The organism is Candidatus Defluviilinea gracilis (assembly GCF_057138825.1).
This window is the reverse complement of the sequence record NZ_DBNHEF010000049.1, coordinates 78,931-92,878: the sequence shown is the minus strand read 5'-3', so window position 1 is coordinate 92,878 and position 13,948 is coordinate 78,931. Positions and strand designations below refer to the sequence as shown.

Here is a 13,948-nt window from a genome sequence, read left to right as displayed (position 1 = left end):
CCACCGTGGGAGATTGAAAGATTATACTTGCAAGCGAGGGAACACGTCAAACAAAATGGCTGTTTCCGCAATTGTCAAAAAAGAGAGGTGGGAAATTGTCCGAAAGCCCGGCGGATGCGTCTCCCGCGGGTGTCTCAAATGATTTTTCGGGAAACCACGTTTGCTGTCGGTGTGTTAGATTACCGTACGGTAATCAGTCGGTGTGTATAATTCGCGTCTCATGCAACGATTAACAGGCATCCTTCTCATTGCCCTCTCTGCCGCCGCCTTTGGAACGCTCGCCATTTTCGGTCGCTACGCCTATGCCGCCGGCATGGATACATTTACCGTTCTGTTCCTCCGTTTTTCGCTGGCGGCAATCCTGATGGGGATTTTGCTGGCGGCGCGGCGCGAATCACTGCCGCGGGGAAAAATACTCGCCCAATTGATTGGGATGGGCGCGTTCGGGTATGTTGGACAATCGTTCCTGTATCTCACGGCGATCCAATACGCCTCAGCGGGACTCGTCGCGCTGCTGTTGTACCTGTATCCATTCTTTGTGCTGATCCTTTCGGCGATCGTGTTCCACGAGCGGATAACGCGCATCAAGGTCGTGGCGCTCGCGCTTGCGTTGGCTGGCACCGCATTGACCGTTGATCCGCAAGGCGGGCAGGCGATTGGCGCGGTGATGGCAATCGCCGCCGCGGCGATCTACTCGGTCTATATCATCGTCGGCGCAAATGTGATGAGGCGCGTCTCGCCGGTGCAATCGTCCACGGTAATCTTTGCGTCGGCAGGCGCGGTGTTCGGAACGATGATGGCGTTCGAGGGGGCGCATCTGCCAACGACAAACTCCGGCTGGTTTACCGTGGCTGGCATTGTGTTCATTGCGACCGCGATTCCCGTCGTCGCATTTTTAGCGGGGCTGGAACGTGTCGGACCGACCAACGCGGCGATGCTCTCCACTCTGGAACCGGTTGTGACGGTTATTTTAGGGGCAAGCTTGTTCGGCGAGCAACTTTCTCCCACCGGGTTGGCGGGAGGCGGGTTGATCCTGCTTGCCGTTCTTTTATTGACGAGGGGTGAAATCGCGGCGCGAGCCAGCGCCGAACCCGATTAAGTTGTACAATACGTTTGGAACGAAGATTCAAGAGACCGATCGGTTTGCCCGGCAAGTCTCGCGGAATCTGTCTTGACACAGTGAAACTGCGGCAGGAACTTGTTCTCGCATGGAGCTTTGATCGTCAGGCAGGGATGCATCCGGCACAAGAGGCTCCGGAGGAAGATCATGAAGCCTGGATTTCCAAACATGGTTCGCGCGATGGCGTCGATGTTCCTTGTGTGCCTCCTGTTCACTCGTGAAGTTTCCCATCCGCAAGCGAAAATTTCATCCTCCAAACAAATATCATTCACGGGGATCAGCCTGCTAGCCAACATCGAAACTGTGGGGGTTGTGGCAAGCGGCGCGAACCTGCCACCCTCCGCCGAATTGTTCTATCGACAAACCGGGACGATCGATTGGAAACGCGGACATCCTCTTAAACGAATCGATGATGGCAGGCTGGCGGGCAGTGTCTTCGGGCTGTCCCCCTCCACATCGTACGATGTGAGGGTTGTGGATGGGGGCAGTGAAATTGCCGGCGTTGTTGTCACGCAACCCGATGAAATCTCGTTCACGCCGACTGTCGTCCTGCGCGTTAACGATGATGCGGCGCCCGGTGGAAACGGCTCAGTCGCCGCGCCGTACCGAACAATTCAAGAAGCGGTCAATGCGGCAGTCGCCGGTACCCAAATCCTTGTAGCAGACGGGATGTATCGTGAAAACGTCCAGTTCCCCGCTTCGGGAACGCCGGGGAACTGGATCCAGGTCAAGGCGGAGGGAGGAGGCGCCATCCTCGAAGGGGCAGATACTCTTTCGGGCAGTGTCTGGACTCAAGCAGTGGGAAAATCCAATATCTGGTTTACACAAATAGGCGGCGCCATCGGTTATCTCGCGCGGGACGGCAAGCGCATGTATCAATACGAATCGATGAACGGGTTGAATAACGGCATAGGACATAACAACGCGCCGATTGCCGAGGGTTGGTTTTTTGAAGCGGCAACCTTGCGGCTTTATGCGCGTTCCGCGGACGATCCGGCGGCGCGCGCCTGGCAAGCGCCGCGTTTCAACCATGCTTTTGATGTGAACGGGCGCGAATGGATCTGGATCGAAGGATTCGAAATGCGCTTTTACGGCACGCGCACCGATGGGTGCGGCGTGTGTTCTTTGAATTCATCTCATGTAGTGATCCGCCGCAACAAGATCCACAACATGCAACTGGGCATATTTATCAATTGGACGGGCGGCGAAAACCTCGGCAACGATACGCGCATCGAGCACAACGAAATCTACGATCCGACAGCGGGCAATTGGCAATGGGACGCCGTGAAAGGAAGCGCGCACGAGGGAACGGGCATCGTCTTACGCGGGCATAACGGCGCCATCGCGCGCGGGAATCAGATCCATCATATCTTCAATGGAATCTACACCGGCGTTTCCGGACCTGCGGGCGAAGACCCAGCCATTGCTTTCGATGCGGATATCTACAATAACCGCATATACGATATCGCCGATGACGGTTTGGAACCCGAAGGCGCGTGCATTAATCAGCGCTTCCGCAACAACACCATCGACCGCGCCTTTAGCGGCATTTCGCTTGCGCCGATCACAGTGGGTCCCGTGTGGGTGACGCGCAACACCATCACGAATTTCACGAACAAAGCGTTCAAATGGGATCGCAACTCAGACGGCGCGGTGATGATCTATCACAATACCGCATGGACGAATTCGCCCGACGCCAACGGCATGGATCTGATCAGCCCCATTCATAACACCGTCATGCGCAACAATATTTTTCAAGTGAGCGGGTTTACATTTTCCGAAAAGACCAGCGGCTCGACCAACAACGATTGGAACAACGACAACCTCTATAACACCCGCGCCTCGAGCAATCCGCATTTCAAATGGGAAAACGCAAATTACAACCGCATCGGCAATTTCTGCAAGGCATCGGGACTCGAGTGCGCCGGTACCGACTCGCCACCGGGGCTGGCGGACCCCACCGGCGGAAACTTCACCCTGAGCGCATCCAGCCCGAATGTGGATCGAGGCGCATCCATCCCCGGCATCAACGATTCATACAGCGGCTCGGCGCCCGATCGCGGCGCGTTCGAATTTGGCGCGGTATTCACATCCACGCCTACGCTATTCCCAGCACTCACTTCAACATCGACCGCGATCTTTCAATCGCCGACTCCCATAGTCACCCCGTCCATCACGCCATTCCCGGTCACGCAGATAGCCACAACTGGACTCCCGCCGACTCAAACCACGCCAAGCCTGACGCCGTTCCCGGTCGATTCACCCCCGACAGTGCTATCTGTCACGCGCGTGGACGCATCTCCCGCCAATTCAGCCATCGTCCGCTTCCGCGTGGTATTTTCTGAACCTGTGACCGGCGTGGATTGGTCTGCGCCGTTTGTAGATTTTGTGTTGACCACAGCCGGAGTCGGCGGCGCTTCAATCGCGGGGGTTACACCGGAAACGGGCGCGAGCTATGTGGTGCAAGTGAACACCGGCACAGGCAATGGGACAATTCAACTGCACGCGCTGGACGACGACAGCATCCGCGACTCGATCGGTCAGCCGCTTGGCGGGGTGGGCGCCGGCAATGGAAATTTCTTAAATGGTGAAATATACGCGATCAACAAGCCCGCGCCAATCCCTGTCACTGTAGTTTTCAGGTCGGTCGGGTCAAACGACGGTTGGATTCTTGAATCACAAAAGACCAGCGAGCGCGGCGGAACACGCAACGCGTCCGAGTCCACATTCATCCTCGGCGACGATAACCGCGACCGGCAATATATTTCCATCCTTCACTTTTCGACGGCTTCGTTGCCCGATAACGCCGTTGTGACCAAAGTGACGCTGATGATCCGCAGTCAGAGTTACATGGGAACCAACCCGTTCACCACGCACCAGAACATCGTCGTGGACATACGAAAGGGATATTTCGGCTCCTCCGGTGTGCTGGGGGTCAATAGCCTCGACCGCGGAGATTTTCAAGCGCCAGCCAGCCTGAGCAGTGCGGGGACGATCCTCAATAACCCGATCACCGACTGGTATTGGGCGGCATTAGATCCATCCGCGTTGCAATATATCAATTTAACCGGCGCGACCGAGTTCCGCTTGCGCTTCCAACTTCCTGATAACGCGGACCGGGGCAACGATTGGATTCGGTTTTATAGCGGAAATTACTACTCCGCCACATCACACCCGATCTTGCAAGTTGAGTACTACGTTCCGTAGCAATTAGTTCTCCAATGCCCCGCCGCAAACCAACACAGAAACACAGTGACCGATCGAATTCCCATCTTTGATCGCTTCGCGCGCATGGCGCGCCATGCCGGCAAAAAAGCACAGCGTTTGGCGCGTTGCGTCTTCTTCAATGGATTTCAGCGCGGCGAGCGCATTCGCCTGCCTGCCGCGCGCCGACAAGACCAGCGCATGAACCAGACGGCTTTCCAGCGCGACCATGCCGTCATTCAGCATACCTTCTGTTTTGGTCAATACCTCTTCCGCTTCCACAGCCTCCTCGAGACCCAAACACGCAAGCGCGAGGTGATTGCGAAGGTATGTGTTGAGTTGCGGGTCTGCCGCGGCGCCGGGGAGCGACGATGCCTCCTCCAGCCGCAGACGCGCCTCATCGAATTCTCCCAACCCCAGCAGGATCATCCCCAAGGTGTCGAGGTAAGACGCGCGCCAGCGCGTTTCGCCGGTCTCTTCGGTTTGTTTGAGCAGGCGTTCCATAACTTGCCGCGCCTCTGCGGCGCGTCCGGTTCCGAGCAGAACTTGCGCGCGCTGGTTGTCGGTGGTCGCCTCGCCTTGCGCATCGCCGATCAACCGCTTCAATTTTCTCGCCTTGTCTAAAAGTTCCAACGCCTCGGCGGGACGCGCTTGCAAATGATAGATCGCGCCGAGCGCGTTCAAGATTTTTCCGAGCGCAAAGATATCGCCCAGCGCTTGCGTCGCATCCAGAATTTCCTCATACGTTTGGCGGGCGTCGTCGAGTTCGCCTTGATCGAAGCGCAAACCGCCGATATTGCCTTTGATGCGAAACGCCGTGCGCAGATTGCCCGCCAACAGCGCGGCGTCTTCCGCATTGCGCCAATGGGCGAGCGCGGCGGGGATGTCGCGCCGGATGTGCGAGACGATACCCAGCGTGTTGTAAGCCATGGTCCGCGCGCCCGCCACGAGTTGGATGTGAGTATGTTCCAGCGGTTCGGCGAGATCGAGCGCGCGCTGGGCAAGCCCTGCCGCGTCGTCGAAGCGCGATTGGATCAGCCTCAAGGTGCAGCGAACGGCATACGCCTCGGCGAGCAGGCTGGGATCCGGATTCGAGGCGGCGATACGTTCGGCTTCGTCGCACAGTTGATCCGCCTCCGCCGCTTTCCCGCGCTGTAACAAGAATCGGGCGAGTCGCAAAGAGATCGAGAAGCGCTCCGGCGGCAAAGCGTCTGCCGCGTTGGCAAGCGACAACGCCTGACGAAAATCTGCCTCGGCTTCGGCGGCTCGTCGTCCGCTCATCAGCAGTTGACCGCGATAGGAAAGGAGTTGCGCTTCCAGTGGAGCGTTCCACGCGGGAGTGTTGCGAGTTCGATTCAACATGGAGGCGATCAGATCGGCGGCGTACTCGCCCTGCCCGGTCGAATCCCAATGCAGATGCGCAGACCGAACGTATTGCAACACCTCCGGCGCGTCGTTCGCCTGCGTAAGATGATGGAGCGCTTCCAGCGAATGCGGGGCAACCGCGCGGAGATGTCGCGCCGCGAGTTCGTGAAGCGCGCGGTGTAATTCCGGGCGCGCGTTCAAGATCGCTTCGAGATGTTCCTTCAAAAGCGGGTGCAGCCGCGCTTCGACAGGGTTATCGAAGAATTGTCGTTTTTGCAACACAGACAACGCCTCGTCCAACGCTGTCGCCAACTCCGCCTCGCGCAAGCGTTGGACGATGTCAATATCGAGCAGGTTGACGGGTTGCCTGAAAATCGAGATCAACGAAAGGAGGTTCAATGCGGAGGGCGGGAGTCCTTGCAGGGCATTCTCCACAAGAAAAGATGCGACTTCGCGCTGTGTGGAAAGCGCGCGCAGGAATTGATCCGTATGCGCGGGCTCGCGCCGAATGGCTTGGCTCGCCAACTTCAACATCATCGGGTTGCCCTGCGTGATCTCGAACAGGGAATGGAACGCATCGTCGGCAAGCGACACATCGAGCGACTTCGCCAATTCGCGCGATTCTTTTTCGCTCATCCCGGTCAACAGGATCGCCTCGGCGCCCGCGATCGCAACGCGCTCGCGCGAAGCGAACAGGAAGCGCGAGCGGCTTTCGCCGATCAGCTTCTCGGTCATCGCAACCGCTTGCTCGCGAGCGGCGAGATGATGAAATTCATCCACGCAGACAAGAGGTTGTAAAGAACGCAGATGCTCCGCAAGAGACGAGAGCGCCGCTTCGATGGGAAGCCCGCCCGGCTGGATCCACAGCGCGGCGTCTTCGACCCCTTGCGCCACGAGGAACAACGCCAATTGCCGCAGGAGCGTTTCAAACGGCGCAGGGTCTGCCCTGTGAGCCGTATGCCAGAACACCGGCTGTTTCGACTCGTACGCGCGTCTCATGATCGCGCCGCAGAGCGCGCTTTTTCCGACGCCGGGAAACCCATACACTAAAACAACGCGGTTTCGCTCCAGCGCGCCTTGAATCGAATCTGCCACAGACTGGCGAGCGACCTGCGAGCCCATCGTTGAGGGGATCGCCTCCAATATCCCCATCTCTTCCACCTGAGACTCATCCTCATCGCCTGCCTGCAAAGACCGGCGCGCTAATTCGACGAGTCGCTTCGCCAATTCAGGCTGATCGTCCAACTCCAGCGCGGGAATGAATCGCGCGCGCACCATTTCGAGATCGGGCAGGCGATGATTGTGTTCAAGGCGCGAAATTTGCGCCTCGCCGTAACCAACCGCGATGCCGAGATCGCGCTGACCCAACCCGGCGCGCAAACGAAGATATTTCAGGAACGAGCCGAAATCATCAGACTCCCCGCTTATTCGGTCGGATCTTATCTGATTTTTCTTCATGCGGAAATTATAAACCGAAGAAAACTGGAAAATTATGTCATGTGGTTTTGCATGTGATTTGCTATTCTGAGCGTAATGCAAACGCGGCGCGTGTACCGAAAGTTGGTTCGCAAAAAGGACGGGAGCGGTTGGCAGGTTTCATGGAGCGAAGTCCCTACCGAGCCATCCGTCACTCGCGCGGATTCGCATAAGGAGAAGCCAATGAAAAACCGATCCGTCCGCTGGGGATGTTTTCTGGGAATCCTGCTCGTCCTCTTCCTCGTTGTTGGAGGGGGCGGGCTGTTGCTTGTACGGTCGAGCCCGCCCGCCTTCGAGGAACCGTTGGATTCTTCCATTATTGTTTTCATCACTTCTCCCGCCAGCGGAGAGGAAGTGAGCGCGGGCGATTATGTTTCCATCAGCGCGCAGGCTGTCGCGCCCGACTCCATCGCCGGCATCGAACTGTTCGTGGATGGCAAGCCGTTCGGGTCGGCAAACCCGCCGGATACCGCCGCGTGGACGTGGCAGGCATTTACGCCCGGCATTCACACATTCACCGCACGCGCCACCAACGCCAAAGGCGAGACCGGGAATTCACAGACCGTTATCGTCAATGTTTCGGCGGGCAACGGCGTGATACAGGTATTTGCCGGGGAAAATCAAACCCCAAATGAGATCGGTTCGGGGTACGGCGCGTCGCCTGAAGAAATACAAAAGACGAATCCGCAACTTGACCCGAACGCCCCACTGCCAGATGGACAACCGGTGAAGATTCCTGTCGGGCAGGGCGCGCCCGGCGGAGGGTCCGCGCCGGGAGGCGGGCAAGGCGCCGGACTGGAATTTATTCCGGTCTACATTTCATGGACGTTCACTCCCCTACAACCCGTTGACGATTCGTATTGCTACACATCCGCTGGAAACGGCATCTGGGAAAAAATGCCGAAGCCGCCGTTTCGTTTTTTAGACGACATCAATCCGTACGCGCAATTCGATGTGATCTTCCCCAACCAAACGGGGGTCATTCAAGCGCAGTGCTGGGGCTGGCTTGCCGGCGCATTGAAATTCCTCGGGCAGGGAGAATCAAAATTCGACGTTCTCAATCCTTCCGCGGAGGTGACGATCAGCGGCGAAGGATTTGTGTTGAAAGGCTTGCCAAAACTCCCGCCGATCAAGGAGGATAAATTTTTAGGCGTGAACAGCGTGCCTCCGCCATACGCGCTTCGAGAACCTTCCAACGCGGCAGATTGCCTCGCGCATGGAGACCCGATCGTGGCGGGATTCTTATGTCCCGGGATCATGAACGCCAAGGTGAAACAAAACATTATTTTGGAATGGGAATGGAAGCCCGAAGCCTGCTGGCCCGGCTTTTGTCAATATGGCGCGACTGAAATTGCCGGGTATGGCGTGTATGAGATTGACCCGGCGACTCAAGCGAAAAAATTTCTGGCAGACGTTCACCCCTCCGCCATGCGGGTCGCCTTCCTGCCGCTGCCGTGGGGAGCAAAATGCTACGGCGTGGAGGCATACATAGATTACCCCGGTATGGGCGTTTCGGAAATGGCTACGTATTGTCCCGGGCAACCGCCCGCTGCGAAAAAAGTAACGATCACGCCGGCGGCGCAATGGCTAACCACCGGCGGGCAATGGATTCAAGACGGCGACTGCGACGATTATGGCGGGGCAGATACCTATAAATATAAGAATCAAAACAACGGTTTCGGCAACCAAAACGGGCAGGTCCTGGTGGGTTCGTACATCGTGGATGACGATGACTGTTATCGTGAAGGACACTACTCCGCAGGCGTCAAATTCGATATCAGTTTAAGCCTGCCGCCGAACGCGGTCGTTCAAAACGCCGATCTGCGATTTTCAACGGTATTCATGAACTACGGCGCCACCGGCATAGCCGCGCCGAAACCCGCCTCGTGCATCAGCGCCATAGGCAAAGCGAAAAAAGATTGGAGCGGGCTGAGCGCGGGCATACATTTTGCAAGCAGTCCATCATTGACGTCCCTAACGTACAACACTCCTCTCACATCCATGTCCAATTACATGAATCAAGCCAGCGTGACGCAGGCGGTGGTTGATTGGATAAAGGATCCATCCAGCAATCACGGCTTCATCCTCGCGCCAGCCGCCGCCCCGCATCCGTATGATGATGGGTCCGGCTCATGCCTCTCCGGGCTGGGCAATTTCCAATTGGATATTTACTATTTCGCCCCATAGGGCAGGAGAAAATAATGAACGCAAGAAAAAAATGTATCATCTTCCTGTTCGTCCTTGCGCTGATTTCGGCATGCGCGCCAACCTCCGCTGAAAACAACGGGTTGTCCAATGCGCCGCAAGCGTGGTTCGACGCGCCTCTACCCGGGACGATCCACGTTCCGCCTAACCCGTGCCTCATCGTCGCGCATGGCGCGTCGCCGGCGGGCATTTCGCAATTCGAGCTTACGATCAACGGCGCGAACGCTCTTGCCCTCCCCAGCACCGATACGAGCGGATCGCTCGTCACCCTCACGCAAGACTGCGGAGTGACCGAACCCGGCGAATATTTTCTGCAACTCCGCGCGCAAGATAACGCCGGGAATTGGTCCGCCTACGCGGAGACCAGCCTGATCATCGAGGGCGGAACTTCAACCTCCACGCCCGCGCCCACTTCAGCGGACTGCATTGACAAGTTGGATGTCGTATCCGAGTCCCCATTGCAGAAGTCCCACATGTTGCCTGGACAGCAATTTACCAAAACATGGACGATTCAGAATACGGGAACTTGCGTGTGGAACGCAGACTATCGTTTCGTTTTTACCGGCGGACCGTCGCCATCCGAGGGCGGCTCGCCCATGAGCGTGTCGTTGGATTTGCCTTTCGGCTCTCTCGTGTCTGTCCCGGTGCCTCCCGGTCAGCAGGTTATCATCCCGCTCCCTCAAACCGCGCCCTTGACGGATGGCTGGTACGTGGGCGCATGGAATCTAGTCGCCCCGAATGGCGGCAAGATACCCATCACATTCGGCGGCGGAGACTCGATGCCAAGTATGTATGCGGATATTGTAGTCCAAGCCGGAACTCCCACGCCTCCGGCTGGCAATATCACAGTAGAACGCATCTCCACGAACCTCGTCTACCTCGGCGGCGCAAACTGCGGACCCACAGAGGTCACTTTCGTGGCGCGCGCTGTCTCGCCTAACGCCATCACAGCCGTCGTGTTATTCTATCGCTTTCAAACAAACAATTCCTCGACAGAGTTTCAGGGCATTGCGATGAACCCGACGGGCGGCGACCTCTACGAGCGGACGATCAACCCCACGTCCGCGTTGGGAGGCGCGGTTCCGTTCGACGCGGCAACACTGCAATACCAGATCGTCATCCAGCAAACTGACGGCGGTACGTCCATCCGCACGCCGGTATTTTCCGACATTACCGCGCAAGCCTGCGGAGGCGGCTCGACCCCCTCCTGCTCGCAATACACCGACAAACGCGCCTGTATCTCCAATGGCTGTAATTGGGCGGAGATTCCCGGCGTGGTTCCGATCTACGAGTGCCGCGCTCCATGAACATCGCCGACAAACTGGCTGTCCCTGTGTTCGTCGTCGCTGGCGGAATGGCGTATGCCGCCGAAGAGTTCAACATGCCGCATCTCATTCCGCTTGCGCTGGGACTCTTCGGCTCCTTCGGCGTTCTGCTGGGAATCGAAACGTTCGCCAATGGCGAGATCAGGCTGTTCAACCGGCGGCACAGCAGGCGCGAATATTTTTCCGGGTTGCCCGCGCGATTGTTCGGCGTGATCATCTTCCTGTTTGGGGCGGGCGTTACGTTGTACGCCTTTCTCGAATGGGCGAGTCCCGGCACGGCAGGCGGCTATCTCGCAGGCTTGGTTGGGTCTTCGCGCGGATGGGGCATCCTGCTCGTCGCCTTTGGCTTTTTCACCCTGCTCTTCGGGCTGATCCGCTTGATCGCCGGCAGCGGCAGACGTCCCGAAGAAAGAAGCGGAGCCGTCGACCTTGGATATCGCGCGCGCGGGCTGATCAATATCGCCATCAGCCTGATCGCATTGGCGGCGGGAATCTGGTTGATGGTGAAATAAGGCGCCATGCCCATTCGCGCGATGGCATCAACGGAGAGACAACTTGAAAAAAAGATTTTTCAGCCTGTTTATTCTGCTTCTCTCTACCGTACATGTGCACCGCTAAGTGTCGCCATGGCGCCATGCGACACCCGCAAAGAACGCAAAGAAAACCTTTTTAACCTGGCGACCTTAGCGTGCTTTGCGGTAAAAATCTTCTCATGTATGGTAGAGAATTCTGCTTTTCCTTTTTATAAAACAGGACTTACGCAGTTGGCGGGCAGTTGTACTGCCGCCGCCGCAGCGCAACTATGGCGCAACAGGTTCAACTGCGTCAGTCCTATAAAACCGCAATTTGTGACCGCGCGCGGTATAGCATAAGCAAGAACTCCGAGTTTTTGAAAAACTCGGAGTTCTACATTTTTACACCAACATCAGCGCGGGCGTTTCCAGATATTTCGCCAGCGACTGCATGAACTGCGCCGCCTCCGCCCCATCACTGACGCGGTGGTCAACGGACACAGTCGCTTTCATGCGCCAGCCCACTTTCAACTCGCCACTTTCCACAACAGGAACCTCGCGCGCAGAACCGACGGCAAGGATCGCCGCTTCGGGCGGGTTGACGATGGCGATGAAGTTTTCCACATCGTACATGCCCAAGTTGCTGATCGAAAACGTCGAGCCTTCGATATCATCGGGCTTGACCTTGCCATCACGCGCGCGCGCAACTTTTTGCTTCACGTCGGCGGAGATTTGCCGCAATGGAAGTTGATCCGTGTTCTTGTTGACGACGGTGAGCAAGCCGCCAGTGACAGCCACAGCGACTCCCACATTCACCGCGCCGTGACGGACGACTTTATCGCCCGCAAAGGTCGCGTTGATGTTCGGGAATTCACGCAACGCAAGCGCAACCGCTTTAACGATGAAATCATTGACCGAAAGTTTTTCGTTATCGGGCAAATATTCGTTGACTTGTTTTCGCATCGCCATGACCGCGCCCATGTTGTATTCGTGGCTCACATAGAAATGCGGAACGGACGTTTTCGATTCCGTCATGCGGCGAGCGATGGCTTGGCGGAGTTTGGTTAATTGCACGACTTCGTCGTCTGGGGCAGTAATTGGTAATTGGTAAATCGATGGCGCGGACTGTTTACTGCTCACTGATGACTGGCCACTGATAACCGATTCCACATCTTTGCGAACCACGCGCCCGCCGGGACCCGTCCCCTGGAGTTGGGCGAGGTTGATGTTGTTATCGCGGGCGATCTTCTTCGCAAGAGGCGACGCTTTGATCTCTGGCGATTGACCATGGACGATGGACGATGCTTGAGGCGTGGAAACTGTCGAGGGAACTGAAGCAGATTGCCCCGTAGATTGAACCGGCTTTTCATCCGCCACACTTTCCTCTTTCTTCTTTCCACTTTCCACTTTCGACTGCCTACTGCTCACCGATGACTGATCACTAATCTTTTCTCCCGCCGCTCCCACCACCGCAATCGGCGCATTCACCGGCACAACATCGCCTTGATTGACGATGAGTTGCAGAACAACGCCGCCCGCAGGCGACTCCACTTCAACGGTGGCTTTGTCGGTTTCGATCTCGGCAAGCACATCACCCTTGTTGATATTTTCGCCAACCTGTTTCACCCAGCGGACGAGCGTGCCTTCCGCCATGTCGAAACCAAGTTTGGGCATGTTGATCGTTTCAGCCATTATCGCAAGACCTCCTTTGCCGCGGCGATGATGTCTGGCACTTGCGGCAATGCGGCTTGTTCGAGCGCGCGATTATATGGAAGCGGAACTTCTTTTTGTGCAACGCGGATGATAGGCGCATCAACATAATCGAATGCTTCTTCGTACATGCGACTCACGATCTCACTGCCCACGCCGTAGGATTTCCATCCTTCTTCGACGACAATCGCGCGATTCGTTTTCTTGAACGATTCGAGAACGGGTTCCATATCGAGCGGGCGCAGTGTGCGCAAGTCAACGATCTCCGCTTCGATTCCTTCTTTGGATAATTCATCCGCGGCTTTCATCGAAAGTTCGAGACCTTTGCAATACGTGACGATGGTGAGGTCTTTGCCCGCGCGCTGCACTTTGGATTTTCCAATCGGGATGAGATACTCGCCTTCGGGAACCTCGCCGCGCACTTGATACATGGTGGCGTGTTCGATAAACAGAATCGGGTCATTCGACCTGATGGCTGATTTCAGTAATCCTTTGGCATCTTCCGGCGTCCCCGGCGACACGACCTTAAGACCGGGGAAATGCGCGAAGATCGCATCGGGCGTTTGCGAGTGCGTCGCGCCGAGTTGACGTCCGCCTCCGCCGACGGCGCGAATCACCAACGGGACGGTGAACTGTCCGCCAAACATGTAATGCAACTTGGGCGCTTGGTTGACGATGTAATCCATCGCCGAAAAAGCGAAGTTGATCGTCATCAATTCCGCAATCGGACGCTGTCCCACCATCGCCGCGCCGATCGCCGCGCCGACAATCGCATTTTCCGCGATGGGCGTATCTTTCACTCTGTCCGCGCCGTACTTATCGTAAAAACCTTTGGTCACCGCGTACGTGCCGCCCCACACGCCCACTTCCTCGCCCATAATGAAGACGGCGGGATCGCGGTCCATTTCTTCCATGAGGGCTTGCGAGATCGCCTCGCGCATTGTAATTTTTGCCATGTGTAAATCCTTTAACCACAAAGGACGCGAAGAACACCAAGGTTGGACAACTGACGAGCGAATTGCATTTCCTTG

9 protein-coding genes are annotated in these 13,948 nt (G+C 56.9%); 6 read left to right on the top strand and 3 right to left on the bottom strand.

What is annotated here, in order from left to right; genetic code table 11:
* Positions 1 to 220 precede the first annotated feature (220 nt).
* Both AC16KF_RS07105 and AC16KF_RS07100 read left to right on the top strand, forming a co-directional pair.
* Positions 221 to 1,099, top strand: coding sequence for a DMT family transporter (locus AC16KF_RS07105; RefSeq protein WP_484036610.1), 879 nt, complete (start codon positions 221 to 223; stop codon positions 1,097 to 1,099).
* A gap of 168 nt (positions 1,100 to 1,267) precedes the next feature.
* The gene (locus AC16KF_RS07100; RefSeq protein WP_484036609.1) at positions 1,268 to 4,327 is read left to right on the top strand and encodes a right-handed parallel beta-helix repeat-containing protein; all 3,060 of its coding nucleotides are present in this window, start codon (positions 1,268 to 1,270) and stop codon (positions 4,325 to 4,327) included.
* Between the two features lie 3 nt (positions 4,328 to 4,330).
* Here AC16KF_RS07100 and AC16KF_RS07095 read toward each other — a convergent pair whose 3' ends face one another.
* The gene (locus AC16KF_RS07095; protein WP_484036608.1) at positions 4,331 to 7,147 is read right to left on the bottom strand and encodes a tetratricopeptide repeat protein; all 2,817 of its coding nucleotides are present in this window, start codon (positions 7,145 to 7,147) and stop codon (positions 4,331 to 4,333) included.
* 201 nt (positions 7,148 to 7,348) lie between these two features.
* Here AC16KF_RS07095 and AC16KF_RS07090 point away from each other — a divergent pair, with 201 nt between their 5' ends.
* From AC16KF_RS07090 to AC16KF_RS07075, 4 genes are read left to right on the top strand one after another with little or no spacing between them, the layout of a single operon-like run.
* The gene (locus AC16KF_RS07090) at positions 7,349 to 9,352 is read left to right on the top strand and encodes an Ig-like domain-containing protein (RefSeq protein ID WP_484036607.1); all 2,004 of its coding nucleotides are present in this window, start codon (positions 7,349 to 7,351) and stop codon (positions 9,350 to 9,352) included.
* A gap of 14 nt (positions 9,353 to 9,366) precedes the next feature.
* Entirely contained in the window at positions 9,367 to 10,677 is a 1,311-nt protein-coding gene (locus AC16KF_RS07085) for an NBR1-Ig-like domain-containing protein (protein WP_484036606.1), read from the top strand.
* Entirely contained in the window at positions 10,674 to 11,207 is a 534-nt protein-coding gene (locus tag AC16KF_RS07080; RefSeq protein WP_484036605.1) for a hypothetical protein, read from the top strand. Before AC16KF_RS07085 ends, AC16KF_RS07080 begins: the two co-directional genes overlap by 4 nt.
* A 6-nt stretch (positions 11,208 to 11,213) precedes the next feature.
* On the top strand, positions 11,214 to 11,567 hold the full coding sequence (locus tag AC16KF_RS07075; protein WP_484036604.1) for a hypothetical protein: 354 nt from the start codon (positions 11,214 to 11,216) through the stop codon (positions 11,565 to 11,567).
* A 42-nt stretch (positions 11,568 to 11,609) separates the two neighbouring features.
* Here the strand turns inward: AC16KF_RS07075 and AC16KF_RS07070 are convergent, their stop codons facing one another.
* Both AC16KF_RS07070 and AC16KF_RS07065 read right to left on the bottom strand, forming a co-directional pair.
* Entirely contained in the window at positions 11,610 to 12,899 is a 1,290-nt protein-coding gene (locus tag AC16KF_RS07070; protein WP_484036603.1) for a dihydrolipoamide acetyltransferase family protein, read from the bottom strand.
* Positions 12,899 to 13,873: an alpha-ketoacid dehydrogenase subunit beta gene (locus tag AC16KF_RS07065; protein WP_484036602.1), complete on the bottom strand. Its 975-nt coding sequence runs from the start codon at positions 13,871 to 13,873 to the stop codon at positions 12,899 to 12,901. Before AC16KF_RS07065 ends, AC16KF_RS07070 begins: the two co-directional genes overlap by 1 nt.
* Positions 13,874 to 13,948 lie beyond the last annotated feature (75 nt).

Bases quoted from the DNA above. Each gene is read 5' to 3' on its own strand.
- AC16KF_RS07105 (WP_484036610.1), top strand. From the start codon at position 221: ATGCAACGATTAACAGGCATCCTTCTCATTGCCCTCTCTGCCGCCGCC.
- AC16KF_RS07100 (WP_484036609.1), top strand. From the start codon at position 1,268: ATGAAGCCTGGATTTCCAAACATGGTTCGCGCGATGGCGTCGATGTTC.
- AC16KF_RS07095 (WP_484036608.1), bottom strand. From the start codon at position 7,147: ATGAAGAAAAATCAGATAAGATCCGACCGAATAAGCGGGGAGTCTGAT.
- AC16KF_RS07090 (WP_484036607.1), top strand. From the start codon at position 7,349: ATGAAAAACCGATCCGTCCGCTGGGGATGTTTTCTGGGAATCCTGCTC.
- AC16KF_RS07085 (WP_484036606.1), top strand. From the start codon at position 9,367: ATGAACGCAAGAAAAAAATGTATCATCTTCCTGTTCGTCCTTGCGCTG.
- AC16KF_RS07080 (WP_484036605.1), top strand. From the start codon at position 10,674: ATGAACATCGCCGACAAACTGGCTGTCCCTGTGTTCGTCGTCGCTGGC.
- AC16KF_RS07075 (WP_484036604.1), top strand. From the start codon at position 11,214: ATGCCCATTCGCGCGATGGCATCAACGGAGAGACAACTTGAAAAAAAG.
- AC16KF_RS07070 (WP_484036603.1), bottom strand. From the start codon at position 12,899: ATGGCTGAAACGATCAACATGCCCAAACTTGGTTTCGACATGGCGGAA.
- AC16KF_RS07065 (WP_484036602.1), bottom strand. From the start codon at position 13,873: ATGGCAAAAATTACAATGCGCGAGGCGATCTCGCAAGCCCTCATGGAA.